Source organism: Yoonia sp. 72, from assembly GCF_034652275.1.
Lineage (GTDB): Bacteria > Pseudomonadota > Alphaproteobacteria > Rhodobacterales > Rhodobacteraceae > Yoonia.
This window is the reverse complement of the sequence record NZ_JAXIWG010000002.1, coordinates 457,585-475,678: the sequence shown is the minus strand read 5'-3', so window position 1 is coordinate 475,678 and position 18,094 is coordinate 457,585. Positions and strand designations below refer to the sequence as shown.

At 61.8% G+C, this 18,094-nt stretch carries 15 protein-coding genes; 7 read left to right on the top strand and 8 right to left on the bottom strand.

Going from position 1 to position 18,094, the window contains the following annotated elements; genetic code table 11:
- The first annotated feature begins 4 nt into the window (after positions 1–4).
- Positions 5–454: a thiosulfate oxidation carrier protein SoxY gene (locus VCK47_RS10830; RefSeq protein WP_322891107.1), complete on the top strand. Its 450-nt coding sequence runs from the start codon at positions 5–7 to the stop codon at positions 452–454.
- 12 nt (positions 455–466) lie between these two features.
- Positions 467–772 carry a thiosulfate oxidation carrier complex protein SoxZ gene (locus tag VCK47_RS10825; protein ID WP_322891106.1) on the top strand — a complete coding sequence of 102 codons (306 nt, stop codon included), beginning with the start codon at positions 467–469 and terminating at the stop codon, positions 770–772.
- A gap of 8 nt (positions 773–780) precedes the next feature.
- On the opposite strand, the gene VCK47_RS10820 is transcribed toward VCK47_RS10825, so the two are convergent.
- Entirely contained in the window at positions 781–2,163 is a 1,383-nt protein-coding gene (locus VCK47_RS10820; protein WP_322891105.1) for a GntP family permease, read from the bottom strand.
- A 312-nt stretch (positions 2,164–2,475) separates the two neighbouring features.
- Here VCK47_RS10820 and VCK47_RS10815 point away from each other — a divergent pair, with 312 nt between their 5' ends.
- Positions 2,476–3,804 (top strand): hypothetical protein, encoded by a 1,329-nt coding sequence (locus tag VCK47_RS10815; protein WP_322891104.1) that lies wholly within the window; start codon positions 2,476–2,478, stop codon positions 3,802–3,804.
- A gap of 132 nt (positions 3,805–3,936) precedes the next feature.
- Positions 3,937–4,314 carry a hypothetical protein gene (locus tag VCK47_RS10810; RefSeq protein WP_322891103.1) on the top strand — a complete coding sequence of 126 codons (378 nt, stop codon included), beginning with the start codon at positions 3,937–3,939 and terminating at the stop codon, positions 4,312–4,314.
- Positions 4,315–4,363: 49 nt separating this feature from the next.
- On the opposite strand, the gene VCK47_RS10805 is transcribed toward VCK47_RS10810, so the two are convergent.
- The 7 genes from VCK47_RS10805 to VCK47_RS10775 form a co-directional block, all read right to left on the bottom strand.
- Positions 4,364–6,025, bottom strand: a complete 1,662-nt coding sequence (locus VCK47_RS10805; protein WP_322891102.1) for a BCCT family transporter — start codon at positions 6,023–6,025, stop codon at positions 4,364–4,366.
- A gap of 75 nt (positions 6,026–6,100) precedes the next feature.
- Complete coding sequence (locus tag VCK47_RS10800) at positions 6,101–6,577, bottom strand: RidA family protein (protein WP_322892282.1); 477 nt, start codon at positions 6,575–6,577, stop codon at positions 6,101–6,103.
- A 23-nt stretch (positions 6,578–6,600) separates the two neighbouring features.
- Entirely contained in the window at positions 6,601–7,068 is a 468-nt protein-coding gene (locus VCK47_RS10795) for a cytochrome c (RefSeq protein ID WP_322891100.1), read from the bottom strand.
- 2 nt (positions 7,069–7,070) lie between these two features.
- Positions 7,071–8,663, bottom strand: a complete 1,593-nt coding sequence (locus VCK47_RS10790) for a flavin monoamine oxidase family protein (protein WP_322891099.1) — start codon at positions 8,661–8,663, stop codon at positions 7,071–7,073.
- 201 nt (positions 8,664–8,864) lie between these two features.
- Positions 8,865–9,482, bottom strand: a complete 618-nt coding sequence (locus tag VCK47_RS10785) for a response regulator transcription factor (protein WP_322891098.1) — start codon at positions 9,480–9,482, stop codon at positions 8,865–8,867.
- A 14-nt stretch (positions 9,483–9,496) separates the two neighbouring features.
- A complete protein-coding gene (locus VCK47_RS10780) occupies positions 9,497–13,336 on the bottom strand; it encodes a PAS domain S-box protein (RefSeq protein WP_322891097.1) in 3,840 nt (1,279 codons plus the stop codon).
- 23 nt (positions 13,337–13,359) lie between these two features.
- Positions 13,360–14,544, bottom strand: coding sequence for an FIST signal transduction protein (locus tag VCK47_RS10775; protein ID WP_322891096.1), 1,185 nt, complete (start codon positions 14,542–14,544; stop codon positions 13,360–13,362).
- A gap of 254 nt (positions 14,545–14,798) precedes the next feature.
- On the opposite strand from VCK47_RS10775, the gene VCK47_RS10770 reads away from it, so the two are divergent.
- The 3 genes from VCK47_RS10770 to VCK47_RS10760 are packed head-to-tail and all read left to right on the top strand — an operon-like array spanning position 14,799 to position 18,091.
- The gene (locus VCK47_RS10770) at positions 14,799–16,196 is read left to right on the top strand and encodes a WecB/TagA/CpsF family glycosyltransferase (RefSeq protein WP_322891095.1); all 1,398 of its coding nucleotides are present in this window, start codon (positions 14,799–14,801) and stop codon (positions 16,194–16,196) included.
- Positions 16,197–16,224: 28 nt separating this feature from the next.
- Positions 16,225–17,109 carry a UTP--glucose-1-phosphate uridylyltransferase gene (locus tag VCK47_RS10765; RefSeq protein ID WP_322891094.1) on the top strand — a complete coding sequence of 295 codons (885 nt, stop codon included), beginning with the start codon at positions 16,225–16,227 and terminating at the stop codon, positions 17,107–17,109.
- Entirely contained in the window at positions 17,090–18,091 is a 1,002-nt protein-coding gene (locus tag VCK47_RS10760) for a sulfotransferase (protein WP_322891093.1), read from the top strand. Before VCK47_RS10765 ends, VCK47_RS10760 begins: the two co-directional genes overlap by 20 nt.
- The last annotated feature ends 3 nt before the right edge of the window (positions 18,092–18,094 follow it).

The following is an 18,094-nucleotide window of genomic DNA, read 5'->3' as shown; positions in this document are numbered from 1 at the left end:
CTGCATGACGTTTGAACGGCGGACATTCATCAAGGGCGCGGCTTCGGTCGCGCTCGTTCTTGTCAGCGGGGTGCCGCTGCGGGCCGATAACCACAACGACTGGCAAGGCTGGCGAGAGCAGCTTCTGGCCGGACGCGAGGTGTCGGACGGCACCATCACGCTTGATTTGCCGGCTGTCGCGGAAAACGGCGCGCAAGTGCCTTTGACGGTGAAACTCGACAGCCCGATGACAGCGGAGGATCATGTGACCGCGATCCATATCATCGCCACCCGCAACCCCGCGCCGCAAATAGGGACCTTTCATCTGACGCCGCAGATGTCCCGCGCCGAAGCGATGACGCGTATCCGCGTCGCTGAAGAACAAGAGATCCTTGTGCTTGCCGAATTGTCCGACGGGCGCGTGTTCGAGCAGACCGCCAGCATTATCGTATCCGTCGGCGGCTGCGCGACCTAAGGGAGAAAGATCATGGCCACACCCCGTATCCGCCTGCCTCGTTCCGCCAGTGAAGGCGAGGAGATTGAGATCCGCACGCTGATCGACCATCCGATGATCACAGCTGTGTCGTCTGCTGATCCGCGCGACATGCTGGCGAGCTTCACCGCCACAATGAACGGTGAAACCGTGTTTTCCTATGACTTCGGCAATGGCAGCGCCGCCAATCCGACGTTCACCTTCTATGTGCGTGCCGCAGCACCCGGCGATTTCAGCTTTGTGTGGACACACGAGGACGGCACCGAATACCGCGCAGACGAAAGCGTTTCGGTGTCCTGACCTGAACGTCAGAAGCTGCCGAACATTGTGCCTAGCGTGACCAGAACGACCAGTGCCACCAGCGGGACCACCACGGCGACCACCGCGATATCCAGATAGGCTTCGCGGTGGGTCAACCCGCAGATCGCCAGCAGCGTGATGACAGCACCGTTGTGCGGCAAGGCGTCGAGCCCGCCTGTGGCCACCGTCGTGACACGGTGCAGCAGGTCAGGCGCAACGCCTGCGGCCGTCCCCATCTGCAGATAGGTTTCGCCCAGCGTCGCCAGCGCGATGGACATGCCGCCAGACGCCGACCCCGTGATCCCCGCCAATAGCCCCGTCCCCGCCGCCAGCGAAACCAGCACATTGTCACCGCCGACCGTGACCGCCCAGTCGCGGATCACCCCGAAGGCCGACAGCGACGCGATCACCGCACCGAACCCAACAAGACTTGCCGTGTTGAAAATAGGTGCCAGTGAATCCTTTGCCCCCTGATCCAGCGTCCGCCCCAGATTGGCCGCCAACTGCCGCCAGTTCAGCGCCACCAGTGCGACCACCGACACCGTCAACGCTGCAATGATCGACCAGATGCCGCGCAGGGCATCAACGTCGGTTCCCCCAAATGCGGCCAGTGACAGATAGCTTGTGTCCATGCGCGGGATGACGAGAGTCGTAAAGCCAAGGTTCAGAACCAGCACCAGCAAAAGCGGCAGTGCCGCGACAAGGAACGCTGGGTCATGCCCCTTTGCGACAGGCGAGGTCAGATCATCCGCCGCAGCCCGATATCCCGGCCCCAACGCACGCGCGCGAAAGCGCAGCCATGCCATCCCCAAACCGAACATGATGACCGCCGCGATCGTGCCCAGACCCGGTGCCGCAAACGGCGTCGTGCCGAAATAGGGCATCGGAATCGCGTTCTGGATCGCGGGCGTGCCGGGCAAGGCGGTCATCGTGAAGGTGAACGCGCCCAGCGCGATCGTCGCAGGGATCAGCACCTTGGGCAGGTCCGCCTCGCGGAACAGCACGGCTGCAATCGGCCAGACCGCGAACGCCACAACAAACAGCGACACGCCGCCATAGGTCATCGCCGCGCAGGACAGCACGACGGCCATGATCGCGCGGTCGCGGCCCAGCCTGCCGATGATCCCCTCCGCCAACACGCGGGCTGACCCAGATGCCTCCATCAGCTTGCCAAAAACGGCGCCGAGCAGGAACAGCGGGAAATACTGGATCACGAAGCCGCCCATCGCCTGCATGAACACCTGCGTATAGCTGGCCAGCACCGGCCCGCCTTCGGCAAAGGCCACAGCCAGCAAGGCCATGGCAGGGGCCAGCAACAGCAGGCTGAGGCCGCGATAGGCCAGAAAGATCAGCGCCGCGAGCGCGGCTATGATCACAACGATGCCTGTCATTCGAATTCATACGCCCAAGCGTGGGCGGGCCGCGAGCAATGTGACGTACCGCCCCGAGACGCGCGATCAACCGTTTTGCGTGTCACTGGTGCCGTTCCCCAACCCTGTTGCTGCATTGCAGAAAAAGTAGCGCATACCGGCCAATGCCACAATCCGCGCTGTGCGCCTGCGGGTGAAACCGGAACTGAAAGCAGCCGGACACGACAGGGCGCGTTGGGCACTGCCACCCATGCACAGGCGGATTCATTTGGAACATTCACCGTCAGCCTCTGTTCAACGGGAACATGCAGCAACGAACGAAAGGAAACAATCATGCCTATCACAGGCTTTTTTCCCCTGAAATCGGTGCGCGGTGCATTGTTATGCAGCGCCTTCGCCACATCCGCGATCATCCCCGTCCAGTCCTTCGCGCAGGATCAGAACGGCGCTTGCCTGCAACTGCAACAGGTGGCCGAGCAAATTGATTTCGAGCAATCAGGTATCTCGCAAGACCAGTATGTGCAGGTCGTCGAAGGTAACGATGCCGGACAATGCCGTGTGCTTCTGACAGAGGTCAACGCCGCAATGGGCCTCGAAGGCGAGGTGTCCGAGACTGAGCAGGCCCGCGTCCGGTTGTCGGACGAGGTCGTGATCGAAGGGCGCGCGATCATTGATCAGGGTCCCGCGAGTGTTCAGATCGAAGAACAGGCCACAGAGGTCATCGTCGGTGAAAGCACACCCGATGTGAATGTGACGCAAGAGGCGTTCGATATCGTGGTCCTGCAGGACGCGCCACGCATCACGCTGGACATGCCGCAGCCAACGATCACCATCGAACAGCCCGCGCCCGAATTCATCATCACCATGCCCGATCCATCGGTGGATGTGGCCAACACCCGCCCTCAGGTCGAGGTACGTCAGGGCCAACCGCGCGTGACGGTGAATGTGCCGGAACCTACGGTCGAGCTTGATATTTATCAGGCCGAAGACCCCGAAAACTCGCCCGGGATCGCGATTTCCCGGCGCGAGGCCGCTGACGGAACCGTCGCAACAGCCGAACCCGAAGTGTCGATGACACGGTCCGAAGCGCAGGTCGTCTATCAGGACAGCGGACAGCAGCAGCCCAACGTGAGCATATCGCGGGCAGAGCCCAACATCCGCTTTGAACAGGGTGAGCCGCAGATCGAAATCAGGTCGTCGGGCGAACCGCAGGTGAACTGGAGTCAGTCCGGCGAACCCGTTGTGCGGTTTGAAGACAGCACCGCTGGTGGCCAGCAACAGGACGCAGCCGCCACGGAGCAACAGGATCCTGCACTGCAGAACGATCAGAGCAACCAGCAGGCTATGACTGGCGGTCCCAACGTCCGCCGCGAGGGCTATGAGATGATCGACGTTTCGGAAGTTTCGGCCACCGAACTTGACGGTGCGCCCGTCTTTGGCGTGCAAGGCAACGAAGTGTCCGAGATCGGCACGCTGACCGTGGCCGAGGGTGATGCGCAATCTGTGATCGTCGATGTCGGTGCCTTTACGGGCGCAGAGCAGCGCGAGGTTCGCGTGCCGCTGTCTGATTTGACGATCCTGCATGACGCCCAAGGGGGCGATCTGCGGACCTACATCAACGCCAGCGAAGTGCGTCTGATGTCGTACCCCGAAGTCGATTAACACAAGGTCTTGACCACTGTGCCGCGCCGGTCCGTCCGGCGCGGCCCTTGCAGCAGTCCGACCGGATGGCTTGGCTAGCAATCCGGTGAACGCTGCCATCAATCCCTATTTGCAAATTGAAGGAACTCCACCATGGCCAATCCCCGCAGGCCCGATCCGGGCACCCACCGCACTGATGCGACAGGAACGCAAAGCGGCAACACATGGATCTACGGCGCGATCGCCGCAATCGTCATCGTGCTGCTGCTTGTCTTGTTCCTCGGCGGCTATCTTGGCGACAATACGGCACGACAAGACGATGTTGCCACCCCGGCCGTGACAGAACAGGGCGATGCCGAGGTTATCACGTCGGACCCGGCAATTGCCCCAGCGCCGACCAGTGATGCGGCAGCACCACCCGCAGCCGGAACCGGTGCGCTGGACGATCCCGCACCGGCAAGCATCGAGGAAGACGGAAACGTCATTGATATCGAAGGTGACGCCGAGGTCGAGGTGCTCGACGAATCCTGACGCGCGTATTGACGGCGACACGCGCCTTGCTGTCGCCGTCATTCGCCTGTCAGGGTCCGTGCCGCGCCGGTGACGGTCGTTGGGCACCATCAGCGTCGGTTTCGAACTCGCTCAGCTCGGGTCGCTTGCCGATGCTGATATGGGCGATATCCTCGGCGGCAAAGCCTTTAATCAGCGCCGGGATCATCATGCAGACCAGCACGAAGATCGGCAAGCCGACGACCGTGATCACCTGTTGCAGCGCGACCAGCCCCGCCTCGCCCGCAAGCAGGATCAGCGTCGCGGCGATGGCACCTTCTGCCACGCCCCAGAACACGCGCTGGCGCACTGGGCCGGGCGTTTGTGTTCCCGAACACAGCATGTCCACGACCAATGACGCGGAATCCGACGATGTGGCGAAAAAGATCGCAACGACCAGCACGGCAAGCCCTTGCATGAACGTGGCCCAAGGCAATTCCCCGAAAAAGGCGAACATCGCCAGCGGCACCGAGTCCGCGACCGCCTGACTGATCATGCCCGCCTCTGCGCCCATCGCAAGGCGTTGCGCTTGGCCCAGACCGTCAAGCGCTATGGCCTGCCAGCCGAAGATCGCGAACCAGATGATCGTGAACAGCGACGGGGCCAGCAGCACACCGAACACGAATTCGCGGATCGTCCGTCCCCGCGAAATCCGCGCGACGAACAACCCGATGAACGGTGACCATGTCACGGTCCATGCCCAGTAGAACACGGTCCAGTCGCCCTGCCAGCCCCAGTCGCCGGTGCCCATATCGCTGCCGTGCAGCATGTCGTTCCAGAACGCCAGACGCGGCAGGTTCGACAGGTAAAGCCCGAATGTTTCCACAATGCCGCGCAGCAGGAACAGGGTCGATCCGGTGATCAGCACAAAGATCATCAACCCGATCGCCATGCCGATGTTGATGTTGGACAGCACCCGCACGCCTTTATCCAGACCCGCGACAATCGAAATGGTGGCGACAATCGTCAGCGATCCAAGGATCGCCAGCCGCAGGCCGGTGTCGTTGGACCAGCCGAACAATTCCGAAAGCCCTGCCGCCACCTGCGACGACCCGAGCCCCAGCGATACCGCCACACCGAACAACGTCCCGATGATCGCGGCGATGTCGATGGCCTTGCCGACGGGGCCATAAATGCGGTCGCGCAGCAGCGGGTAGAACACCGAACTGACCCGCACGGGCAGGTCATAGCGGTTGATGAAATAGGCAAAGGCCAACCCCGGCAGCGCAAAGATCGTCCATGTATGCAAGGCAAGGTGATAAAGCGAGATTGAAACCGCATCCTGCGCCGCCTCGATGGTGAACGGATCGACGCCCGGCAGGGGCGGGTTGCTGTAATGGCTGATCGGTTCTGCCACGCCCCAGAACATCAGCACCGTGCCGATCCCGCCCGCGAACAGCATCGTGAACCATGACATGTTCGAGTATTCGGGCCGCGAATCCTTTGGCCCCAGCCGGATATGCCCGTGGCGCGACATCGCGGCATAGATCAGGAACCCCAGCCAGACATTCACCCCAAGGATGAAGAACCAGCCAAGGTTGGTGACGATCCAAGACCGTCCTTCGGCGAATGCATTGCCAATGGTGACAGGCGCGGCGGTCAGGGCGATTACGAACACAAGGCTCAGCCCTGCAGAGAAGAAAAAGATTGTGGGGTCGACCCGCAGGCCGAGCCTGTCAGCAAGATTTTTCAATGAATGACCTCTTTAATCACGGTGTGGCTGCATGGACGGGCCATGCAGCCGGAACTGGAGCACGCCAGTAGTGCGCTATTCAGGCGGCCTGACGGCGGTGACTTCGATCTCGACCAGCCATGCCGGGCTAACGAGCCCCGCAACCTCGAACACCGACCGCGCTGGCAGGTTCGGCTGATCTTCTGTGCCGAAGAACTGGGTATAGCCGTCCATGAAACCCGCGAAATCCATGCCGTCAGCGCCGTCCGGCGCGACAAGATAGACCTGCATCTTGAACACATCGCCCATCGTCAGGCCCAGATCGGCCAGCGTGCCTTCGATCGATTGCAGCACCGACACGGTCTGCGCCTCTGTATCGCCATAGGCGTCGGCTGATCCTTGTTCTGCCGTCTCGTCGATCACCGATGGCACGGCACCGCTGATATAGACGACCGTAGCGTCAGGCGGGATTTCAACCGCCCGCGCGATGGGAAAGCTGGACCCGGGGATGGCGTGGCGCACGACCTCTTGCGCCTGCGCGCCCAAGGCAAGCACAAAAAGCCCCGCAACCATTCCGCATGTTGCTACTCCGCGCATCATTGGCGTGTCTCCGCAACATCCTCGGCCGTAGCCTCACCCCATTCGTCGATAAAATCATTGCCGAAACTGGACCGGATATAGTTGACCACATCCGCGACCTGTTGGTCGTCCATGATCCCGCCCAAAGGAGGCATGGCACCCTGACCTTCGAGGATCAGATAGATCGGATAGGACGGCGCCGCGAGAAGGTCGTTTTCCGCCAGCGACGGATAGATACCCGCCCCTTGCGCACCTTCGCCATCCGGCATGTGGCAGCCGGCGCAGACAGCACCGTAGACCGCCTCGCCGCCTGTCTGGGCAAGATCGCCGGAACCTGCAAAGTTCAAAAGCTCACCCTCGACCGGTTCGAAGGTGCGAAAACCGGACATGCCGTCTTCGCCCTGAGCCGTCTCTTGTGCGACGGCACCAAGGCTGGCCAGACCGATGACCCCGCTTGCCACCCATATTGTTGTTTTGCTGATCATAGTCATTCTCCTGCTCCGCTGACAGTCGCGCGGGCGTGCAATTGGGCGATAGCGTCAAGCGAGGACAGGATTGCGCCTTCCATCCATGCGGGCAGATAGGACAGGTGTTCGCCCGCCAGCACGATCCGGTCGTCGGGGCCCATCTCGACCACACCGGCGTAATCACGTTCCTTGTCCTGCCAGATGCCATAGCAACCCAAGGTCCACGGCACCTTGTGCCAGCTGACGCAGACGCCGCTGGAAAATTCTTCCGGGTATTGCGGGTGGATGCGCGACCCGTATTCGACAGCCCAGCGCACGGCCTCATCCGGCTGCATCGCGTTGAACTGATAGGCATTCGCACCCCAGACATAGCCGCCCAGCAGCACGCCCTTACCGTCCGAGAAGTAATCGTTCGACGGATAGCTGATCAGCGAAATCGGCAGATCGGTATAGGTGATGCCGCCATAGATGCTGTCGTCTTCTTCCCAGAAGCGACGGTTGAATTCGAGCCCGAATTTGATCGCACCTTCGTAATACATCGTATCGACGACCTGCGCCTTGGCGGATGGCAGGTTATGGTCCATCTGGCCAAGGATCGAGAACGGGATCGTGCAGACGCACCAATCGGCGGTCATTTCCACAGGATCACCGCCGTTTTCGCGGTCCTCATACTGGACGGTCACAGTATCGCCGTTCTGGATCATCGAGATGACGCGGGCGTTGTACGTGACCAGATCGTCCACTTCACGCGCAAAGGCCTGCGCGATCATGTCCATCCCGCCGACAGGCTGGAAAATGGCGTTCTGGTGGCTAGTGGTTTCAGCCTCGCTCAGCCAGCGCCACAACTCGGATTGCAGCAGCGTCTCGAAATCCATCGGCTCGGAAGGAACAGGCGCGCCATCCCGGCCGCCGCCTGCCTCGCGCGCATAGCCACGATATTGGCTGGTGCGGTCACTTTCGACATAGGCGTTGTCGTCGTTCAGATGGCCGAAGGTGCGCAGCGAATTGATCAATGTTTCGCGGTCAGCCTCGGTGACTTCGGCGTCCAGCATCCCTTGATTGGTGGCCTTGGCCAGCAATTCAGCGACATGACCACGGTAGTCGGTGGCAACATGCCGGAACCGCTGCGGTTCTCCGCCAAACGCATCCGACCGGTGCAGATAGGCATTGTGGTTCTTCTGGATGAAAGGTTCGAGCTTGACGCCCAGCCGCTTGCAGTAATCCAGCACGGCATGGTGGTTGTAGGGAATGCGCCACGGGCCGGGGTTGATGTAATTCCCGTCCTCGAAATCGACATTCTGGATCACACCGTCGATGTCGGTATAGGTATCGCCGCTGCGCAGGGTCCAGCACCGGCCCCCGGCCTTTTCGCGATATTCCAGCACCTGCACGTCGTAACCGGCATCGCGCAATTCCAGCGCGGCGGTCATGCCTGCAAGGCCAGCCCCCAGCACCAGCACGCGGCGACCGTTGGTCGGTTCTCCCGTCAGCGAGATGCGGCCCTGATAGGTGGATTCCTGCGCATGGCCTAAGCTTGCCATGGCGTAATACATTGCTGCCGATCCGGCGGTCATCCCGACGGCGCCCAGCAGCTCTCTTCGTGTCATTGTCATGGTCCCACCTTCCCGATGCGGTTTTGCCGCACTTACGAAAGGTCAATTCGACGTGATCGGAATTGTTCCGAGAAACTTTATGGAAGGCATGCAAATATTTGATAATGCGATAAAAAAATAAACCTGTCGCGACAATAGACGCTGTATCAGGTGAACCCATGTCTGACGAGGATATGGACCGGACTTGCGCAGCGACGCCTGTCAGAACAGCCCGGCTTCTTTGGCGATCAGGGCGGCTTGCGTGCGGTTATGCGCATCAAGCTTGCGGTAAAGCGTTTTCATATGCAGCTTGATCGTGGGTTCGGACAAATCCACATCGCGCGCGATTTCCTTGTTGGACTTGCCTTCGCAAAGCCCCTGCAACATCTGCAATTCGCGCTTTGACAGCTTTTCGGCCAGAGGATGCTTTTCGGGGGCATCCGTTTCAGCGGTCATAAAATCGACAGGCGCGTATTGTTCGCCCATCGCCATGAACCTTACGGCATTCACAAGGCGTTTGGCAGACAGGGTCTTTGGCAGAAATCCGGCGGCACCGATGGCAAGCGCTTCTTCGGCAATCTCGCGTGGTGCCAGCCCCGACATCAACGCCACGCGCTGATCCTGCCCCAGCGCCATCACCCGACGCAACCCGTCCAGTCCGTTCATGCCGGGCATCGCGTAATCGAGCAGCACCAGATCGAACGGGCCCTGTTTCGCGATACATTCCAGCGCGTCATCGAGGTCACAGGCCGCGACAGCCTCTAGCCCGTCTTCTGCGGCGATGAACGAAACCAGCGTGTCGCGTAGTAGGTCGTGGTCGTCTGCAATCAAAAGACGCATGCGCGGTCACCTCGTCAACTTCCCTTTGACCTTACCGCTTTTGCGATCATCCTTACAAGCAGTCTTGGGTCTACGGGCTTTTGCAGAACCGCATCGAACAATCCGCGATGGTCACCTGCCGCATCAGGCAGCGCCGAGACAAGCAGCACCGGCAGATGCGGCGCCACCTTGCGCGCCGCCTGCGCCAACTGGCTGCCGGTCATGTGCGGCATATCGTGGTCGGTGATCAGGACCGTCCAATAATCTGGATCGCCGCTGATCGCGTCGAGCGCGTCACGCGGATCGGTCGCAGAGGCCACCTCTGCCCCCGCCGCTTCCAGCGTGGCGCTGAGAACGGCGCAGATTTCTTCTTCGTCATCGACGATCAGGGCCTGCACGCCATCAAGGCGGATCATGTCACCGTCTTGCGCGGTATCTTCCTTGTGCCGCGCCTGCGGTCCGTCGACAGGCCAGAACACCGTGACCCGTGTGCCGATCCCCGAGGTCGTGTCGAACCAGAGCGCGGCATCGTTGCCCCGCACGATACCCGCGACGATGGCAAGCCCAAGGCCGGTACCTTGTTGACCTTTGGATGTGAAATAAGGCTCGAAGATGCGCGCGCGCGTCTGCGGGTCGATCCCGGGCCCGGTATCCTGAACGCGCAGCATGATATAGGCAGAGCCGTCATGCAGCACCCCGATGTCAGGTGGCCTGTCCATCATCGACAGGTCTGCGGGGGCAACGCTCATCGCGATTTCGTTCGGGCTGTCGTCCAGCGCATCACGGGCGTTGATGCCAAGATTCAGCAAGACTTGCAGGATATCGGTCGGATCGGCGATGGACAGTTGCGGTGTCTCGGGCGCTAGCACGGCCAGTTTATGCATGTTCGACAGGCCCGTGCGCAAAAGATCCGCCGCTTCGGCCAGACATTTGCGCAGATCAAGCTGTTGGCGTTCCGATGCGTGCTTGCCGACATCGCGCAGGCGCGTCACCAGTCCTGCGGCCCTGTTTGCCGCCTGCACGATGCGGCTTGCATCCTGCGTGTCGGCGCCCTGCCCCATAAGGCGTGTTTCGATCAACGCGGCGGACCCCGATATCACCGCAAGGATATTGTTGAAATCATGCGCAAGCCCCGCGGCTAGCTGGCCGATGACCTCGCGACGCTGCGCCAGCTGCAATTCCTCGCGCAGGCGCGCGCGCTCTGCCTCGCTGCGGCGGCGTTCGGCGATATCGCGCGTGATACAGACGATCCCGCCGTCATCCTGTACTGACAGCGAAACCTCCTGTTCGATCTTGGTGCCGTCGCGATGACGCCCTGACAATTCGCCCTGCCAGCTACGCTGGCGTTGCAGCACAGGCAGGACCTCCGTCCGCAGCAGATCCACCTCGCGCGGTTCGTAAAGCGATTCCCACGACAGTTTGCGCACGTCTTCCTGCGCGGATATCCCGAACATCACCCGATGCGCGGGGTTCATGTAGATGAAATATCCCTGCGCATCCGTCAGCGCGATTCCGTCTTGGGACGCATCCATCGCAGCAGCGCGTTCGTTCAACGCGCGCCTTTCGGCTTCTTTCAGGGCGGTGATATCGACCCGCAGCGCAACGCGCCCGCCATCGGGGGTCGCCTTTTCAAAGGACCGCACCCAGCGCCCATCAGACAGTTCCTGTTCGATTTCGGAAAAGGGGTTGCGGTGATGGTCAAGCCTCTGCGCCAGCCATTCTTCCTCGCGCCCGATGGCGGCCCTGTATTCGCGATGCTCCAGACGCAGGTTCAGGATTTCCCGATAGGTCATACCTTCGCGGATCAGCGGGCCTGACCGTGGAAAGAAATCGCGATAAGGCTGATTGCACAGCAAAAGGCACCCGTCCGCGTCATAGATCGCAAAACCGTCCTGCAAGGCCTCGACCGCGCTGACCAGCCGCTGGCGCGCCTTGATCGCAAGGGCGGTGGTCGCCTGAAGCTGCTCGGCCTGCAACCGGCGTTCGGTAATGTCGCTTTGCACCGCCATGAATCCCTGATGGCGCCCTTTGGCATCCCACAGCGGCTGGATGTCGAGGCTGACCCAGTATTCCTCGCCCAAGCGCGACACGTTGAGAATCTGCGCGCTGACCGGCGTGCGCTTGCGCAGCGCTGCCCCGATCCGGCGGATCGTGCGCTTGTCGGATTTGTCCGATTGCAGGAAACTGCCGGGGGTCTGGCCCTGAATCTCGGCCAGCGACCAGCCGCTGCGCTGTTCAAAGGCAGCGTTGACCCATTGGACACGGCCCTGCGGATCACTGACGATGACAAGGTTGGTCGTGCGGCGTGCAACCTCGCTCAGCCGTTCGATTTCGCGGCGTTGCGCGCGCGCATCGGTGATGTCGCGGATCACGAACACATAGCCGCCGTCGGCTGCCCCCCCCTGCCGCGCAGCCGCCGAAATCTGCAACCACCGCCGCCCATCAGGCAGGTCATAGGCGAATTCATGGCGATCGGTGCGGCCCTTGGCGTCCACCTCGCACATGATGCGCCAGACACCATCAGCGGCTTGGCGCGGCAATGCGGCATCGGGACCCTTGCCAATCATGGCCTGCGCGATCGCTTCCAGTTGTGCGTTGTGGCTAACGTGGTAGCCGGTAAAGACACCCTTGCTGTCCAGTTCCAGCACCAGATCGGGCATGGCGTCCAGCGTCGCCTGCACGCGGTTGCGTTCGCTGAGCAGCGCGTGGGTGGCCGCTTCGGCACGCTGGTCGGCGCGACTGCGTTCCAGCATCGCATTGATCGTATTGCCAACCGAGCGCAGCAGGAAAATCTCGCCCGGCAGAAAGGTGCGGTTCTCCTTCACGGCATCATAGCCAAGAAAGCCCATAATCTCGCCGTCGCGCAGCATCGGAACAGCAAGCAGTGATCTGATTCCCTGATCTGCCAGCACATCCTTGATCGGGTCGTCATCGGGCAAGGCTGTGACGTCGGGGATATAGACCTCTTGGTCCTGACTGAAAGACGGCACCCAAGGCGCCATCAGGTCAACCGGCATGTCCTGCAGATGCGCGATCATCGGCTCGATCCCGTCGGACACCCATTCATGGGTGTTGTCCATCCGGTCTTCGGCCACCAGACGGAACACATAGACCCGGTCGGCCCGTGCCAAAGCACCGGTGCGCGCCAAGGCCGCGTGGATGGCGGCGTCAATCTGGTCGGTTTTCGCACGCAACAGATCGTTGTTGATGGCCACGACCGCACCTTGGGCCTGTGTCAGTCGGTCAAACGCCCTGCTGACAGCCTCGAGCGAGGTATCAAGGAACGTCTGCGGGGATGGCGCAGATTGCGCCGACCCGTCGATCAGCGCCGCAAGCATGGTGTTGCGCCGCGCAAGCCGTTGGGAAGCCAACGCCTGCCCCGCCAAAGAGGCTATGCGGCCCAACAGATGAAGATCGGCCCCGCTGAAATGCGCCTCTGCCCGCGCCATCGCAAGCAGGGCCATCGCGCTTTCGCCCTCGACCGGCACGGGCATGGCCAGCAAAGCCTGATACCGCCGCAGGGCTTGCTTGATCGACGCGCTGCTGCCACCCTTGTGCAGGTTGACCATGCGGCGCGGACGGTGCAGCAGATCAGCCCCGCCTTCCAATTTGACGCCGCGCAGATCCTGGGTGCTGGACATGATGACCGACAGTCCGCTGACGCCATTGATCGCGACCAGCGCGACGGCATCCGCTTTGAGGGCCTCGGCGCAGATATCGACCAACCGGCTGGCAGCTTCTTCACCACTGGAGGCGCTGGTCATAGCGTCCAGAACACGCAACAAGGTCGCGTTTTCATGCGATGCAGCGCGTTCGCGCAGCCGGAGCTTGTCCAGCTCGATCAGGGCAGCGCGCAGGTCTTCGTGTTCAGACATCTCCGCCCTGTCCATTTTGCCGTTCAGCCGAAGCTGGAGCAGGAGATCATGAGATTTCCATGGCGTGTTTCGGCACCAAGGGGTGCGCCCTGTTCGCCGAAAGTGAACACTCCCAGAAACGGCGCACCGCCCAAGGCCGAAGCCACGCCCTGCGCCACTTCGTCCATGCGATCCTGGACCGCAAGCATACAACCGCCGCAGTATATGACAAGCGCCCCCCTCACCTCGGGCGCCACAAGAGCATCGCGACTGGATTCAGCCGTGCGCGCCGCGCGCGCCACAAGGCTATCAGCCGACCCGTTCATCAACCACAGGGTCTCGCCAAGGTGGATATCGGCAAACAGGCTGATCGCACCGTCGGGATGGGATGTCGCGGGATGCACCAGCAGATGGAACGGCACATCGGCCAGTGTGCCGCTGATCCGCCCGAGCGGAAAGAACGTGCTGGCAGCCAGAATAGACATGTCTTCGGTCGTGGCCGCGGGCACGGCCTGCTTGGTCCAATCCGCATAGACTGCGGCCGCAGGCTGCCCGTCGATTTCACCCAGCCGCCGCCCATCGACGCGGGTGACGGTGCCACTTGTCTTTGTCGGCGCATAGCCGCTTTGATAAGCACAACTGACGGGGCGCGACGGAAACAGGACCGAAACGACAACAGCGTTGGTGCCGATAGCTTCGTGGCTGAACTGGGCCCATTTGCCGGAAACATCGTTATCGGCGGATGATCCGCCGACGATCATCACCTCTTCGCCCAGAATATCCTTGATGCCGGCCAGAACCTGTTCTTCGGTGCCGGGTGCTGTGGTCAGCCAGACCAGATCGGGTGCTTCGCCTTGGCGGTCTGCACGGGCCAACGCCGCTTCGGTCGCGTCATGGGCCGCTGCACGGGGGTCATCTGTCAGATCGGCCATCGCCGTGCCATAAGCGCCGTCCTTGTCCCAGATCGCAAAAGCTCCCATGCCACGCCCGTCCTGCATGGCGATCCCGTGGTGCGTCATGACACCCCTGCAAGACGACCCTCCGTGCAGCGCGGCACCGCCAAGCGATTTGATTGCGGCGGCATGCACGTCCGCAGGCGACCAGCCAAGGCTGAAATGCAGGGCCACGAAATCAGGCATGCCCGCATGGTCAAGCCCCAGCGCCTCGCCCAGTTCCGCAACCGCCTGTGCGGCGTCTTCGGCCGTGCTCATGGCTGTGTTGATTATCATGCGTTCTCCTTTTGCGGGAAATCTATCACACCAGAGGGGATGTTGGCATCGCGGGACCGGATAGCGGACCTATCCATACGGGTAGGATCAGCCTCCCGAGAGATAGGATCGCGTGCCGATTTGCGCCAGCGCCGCCCCCTTGACTAGGGAGGCTATCCCACAGGGCGAAGGAACTGTCCCGTCGCTTCGTTGAGCGCGAGGGCCAATGTCCCGATGGTGTTTGCATAGCCGCAGACCCAACCCGGAGACACCCCATGCAGATGATCCACCCAAAGGCGTTCGATGCGATCCACGCCATTCCCATGCCAGCGGCGTTGCCCAAGGTCGGCTTGTTCGGGCTGTCGGTCGTCAGTGCAGAGGCCGATCAGGTCGCTGACGCGTTGTTGAGCGACCCCGCGCCAAAGCGTGTCGGTTTCGTGAACGCCCATTGCATCAATCTGATGCAGCACGACCCGCATTACCGCGCGGCTTTGCTGACAGCGGATCACGTCCTGCCAGACGGGATCGGCGTAGCGCTGGCGGCACGAATGAACCGCACCCCATTGGCGGCCAATCTGAACGGCACCGATTTCACGCCATTCCTGCTGGCCAAAGCGCAGCAGCTTGGCCTGTCGGTATTCCTGTTCGGCGGCCGGTCCGGTGTTGCCGTCGATGCGGCCGCGCGCCTTGTCCGCGACATCCCCGGCCTGCGCATTGCCGGTGTCCGCGACGGATTTGAGGGTGCCGCCGATACCGACGCTGCCATCGCCGCCATCAACGCCAGCGGTGCGGACATCGTGCTGGTCGCGATGGGTGTGCCGTTGCAGGATGTCTGGCTCGCGCGCAATGCAAGCCGCCTGCAGGCCCGCGTAACCATGGGTGTGGGCGCCTTGTTCGATTTTCTGGCCAACCGTGTGGCGCGGTCGCCGCTGATCGTGCGGCGTGCCAAGATGGAATGGGTCTGGCGGCTGGCAATGGAACCGCGCCGGATGGCGCGCCGCTATCTGGTAGGCAATGCGGTGTTCATGGCGCGCGAAACCCGCGATGCCCTGCGCAACCGCGCCCCACGCCAGCCCGATGCCGCAGGCAAGCGCGTGCTGGATCTCGCGCTGGCGGGCGGTGCAGTGCTGGCGCTGGCCCCGCTTTTCGCAGCGGTTGCGCTGGCGCTGCGGATCGAAAGCCGTGGTCCTGTCCTGTTCCGGCAAACCCGGATCGGCAAGGACGGCACACCGTTCACGATCTTCAAGTTCCGCTCGATGTATATGGATGCAGAGGCGCGCCGCGCCGAGCTGCTCGCCCAGTCCGACCGCGAAGGCATTTGCTTTAAGGCGCGGCATGACCCGCGCATCACCCGTGTCGGGCGCGTGCTGCGCCGCTTTTCCATCGACGAATTGCCACAGATCCTCAATGTGTTGCGTGGCGACATGGCGATCGTCGGCCCCCGCCCTGCCTTGCCGCAAGAGGTTGCAGCCTATCCCGCGCGTGCGCTGGGCCGTCTGGCGGTCAAACCGGGCCTCACGGGGATCTGGCAGGTGTCCGGACGTGCCGAGATCGGCTTTGACCGGATGATCGACATGGACCTTGCCTATGCCCGTTCGCGGTCGCTGCTGCTGGACCTTGTCCTGATCGCGATGACATTCCGCGCCGTGGTTTCCGGCCGTGGCGCCTACTGACTTTCATTTAACTCAAAGGATGATTGAAATGACCCATATTCGCAAAGCCGTCTTTCCGGTGGCAGGTCTTGGTACACGCTTCCTGCCTGCAACAAAAACAGTTCCCAAGGAAATGCTGCCCCTGATCGACCGCCCGCTGATTCAATATGCGGTGGACGAGGCGCGTGCCGCCGGGATCGAGGAATTCATCTTCGTCACCTCCCCCGGCAAGGGCGCACTGGAAGGCTATTTCGATCAGAACGCAGGGTTGGAGGCCAAGCTGCAAGAGGGCGGCAAAAGCGGTCTGCTGGCTATTTTGCGCGCATCCAACATGCCAGATGGCCAGCATTGCTTTATCAGGCAAGCCCAGCCGCTGGGGCTGGGACATGCGGTCCGGCTGGCAGCACGGCTGGTGGGTGACGAACCCTTTGCGGTATTGCTGCCAGACGATGTGATCCGCGCCGATGTGCCTTGCCTCAAACAGATGGTCGCGGCCCATGCGGAAATCGGAGGCAATATGGTTGCCACCATAGAAGTCCCGCGCGAAGCGACTTCATCCTACGGTGTGCTTGATATCGAACACCGTTTCGGACGGACCGTGCGTGCGCGCGGCATGGTAGAAAAACCCGCCCCGGCGGATGCGCCATCCACGCAGGCTGTTGTCGGACGCTATATCCTGCAACCCTCGGTTATGACGCGTCTCGAATCTGTCCTGCCCGGTGCAGGTGGAGAAATCCAGCTTACCGACGCGATCGCCGCCGATCTGGAGACGACCCCTCTCAACGGCTACCATTTCGACGGGCAGCGGTTCGATTGCGGATCCATCGCCGGGTACGTCGAGGCGACCGTGACCTATGCTATGGACCGACCAGATCTTTATGCCGATGTGCTTGCGGCACTCGCCGGACCGCGCCGTGCGGCTGGCTGGAGCTGAAAAGGTGCGCGACCACCAGTTTCACGCCCTGGTCGATGCGGACCTGCGAATCTTGCGGACCCGCCCGAAGTATGTGCCCGACTTCTTCGTCGTCGGCGCACCGAAGGCGGGGACAACGGCTGTGTTCCGCTGGCTGCAAGGCCACCAAGAGGTCTTTGTGCCGCATATCAAGGAACCCAGCTATTTCGCTTATGCGGGCACCTCGGCGGTTCCGCTGAACGGGCCCTTTGACCCCGACTATTTCAACCGGATCACGACGGACCCGAACGACTATGCGGCACTTTACGCTTCGGCGGACGGACGGCTGACAGGGGATGTGTCGCCGGTCTATCTGGTGGACCAGAGTGTCGCAGCACAGATCGCACGGGCACGGCCCGATGCACGGATCATCATTATCCTGCGCGATCCAGTCGAACGCGCCTTTTCACAATACCTGCACCATGTGCGTGACGGTCTGGAACCCGCCACCAGCTTTGATGCGGCTCTTGATCTCGAGCCCACCCGCCGCGCCGAAGGCTGGAGCTGGGGGCATTGCTATGCAACCCACAGCCATTACGCCGACCAGATCGCCCGCTATCTGAATGCATTTCCACGACAACAGATCCTGTTTCTGGAATTTTCCCAACTGGACGCGGCACCCGATGATTGCTGGCGAAAGATCTGCCTGCATCTGGGTATCGCGCCGACACCGCTGGTGAACAACCCAAGGCTAAACGTGACCGCTGGTCTGGCCAGCGTGTCCGACAGACCCGCCATGACGCGGGCCCTGCGCCACCCCGGACGGGTGCAGCGGCTGGTCAAAAGACTGATCCCGCAGGGGTTTCGTAAACGCCTACGCACTTGGCTGGAAGGGGCGGGCAAACCGTTGCCTGTGCTCGAAGAGGCCACCCGGCAAAGGCTTGCGCGGCGGTACGATACGGAACGCGCAGGCATCAGTGAACAGACCGGTTTGTCGCTTGATCACTGGACACGCGCGACCTGAGAC

What these genes read in the sequence shown, in the direction of transcription:
- VCK47_RS10810 (WP_322891103.1), top strand. Translation starts at nt 3,937, where the DNA reads ATGGCCAATCCCCGCAGGCCCGATCCGGGCACCCACCGCACTGATGCG.
- VCK47_RS10825 (WP_322891106.1), top strand. Translation starts at nt 467, where the DNA reads ATGGCCACACCCCGTATCCGCCTGCCTCGTTCCGCCAGTGAAGGCGAG.
- VCK47_RS10820 (WP_322891105.1), bottom strand. Translation starts at nt 2,163, where the DNA reads ATGACAGGCATCGTTGTGATCATAGCCGCGCTCGCGGCGCTGATCTTT.
- VCK47_RS10790 (WP_322891099.1), bottom strand. Translation starts at nt 8,663, where the DNA reads ATGACAATGACACGAAGAGAGCTGCTGGGCGCCGTCGGGATGACCGCC.
- VCK47_RS10775 (WP_322891096.1), bottom strand. Translation starts at nt 14,544, where the DNA reads ATGATAATCAACACAGCCATGAGCACGGCCGAAGACGCCGCACAGGCG.
- VCK47_RS10800 (WP_322892282.1), bottom strand. Translation starts at nt 6,577, where the DNA reads ATGGTTGCGGGGCTTTTTGTGCTTGCCTTGGGCGCGCAGGCGCAAGAG.
- VCK47_RS10770 (WP_322891095.1), top strand. Translation starts at nt 14,799, where the DNA reads ATGCAGATGATCCACCCAAAGGCGTTCGATGCGATCCACGCCATTCCC.
- VCK47_RS10795 (WP_322891100.1), bottom strand. Translation starts at nt 7,068, where the DNA reads ATGATCAGCAAAACAACAATATGGGTGGCAAGCGGGGTCATCGGTCTG.
- VCK47_RS10785 (WP_322891098.1), bottom strand. Translation starts at nt 9,482, where the DNA reads ATGCGTCTTTTGATTGCAGACGACCACGACCTACTACGCGACACGCTG.
- VCK47_RS10765 (WP_322891094.1), top strand. Translation starts at nt 16,225, where the DNA reads ATGACCCATATTCGCAAAGCCGTCTTTCCGGTGGCAGGTCTTGGTACA.
- VCK47_RS10780 (WP_322891097.1), bottom strand. Translation starts at nt 13,336, where the DNA reads ATGTCTGAACACGAAGACCTGCGCGCTGCCCTGATCGAGCTGGACAAG.
- VCK47_RS10830 (WP_322891107.1), top strand. Translation starts at nt 5, where the DNA reads ATGACGTTTGAACGGCGGACATTCATCAAGGGCGCGGCTTCGGTCGCG.
- VCK47_RS10815 (WP_322891104.1), top strand. Translation starts at nt 2,476, where the DNA reads ATGCCTATCACAGGCTTTTTTCCCCTGAAATCGGTGCGCGGTGCATTG.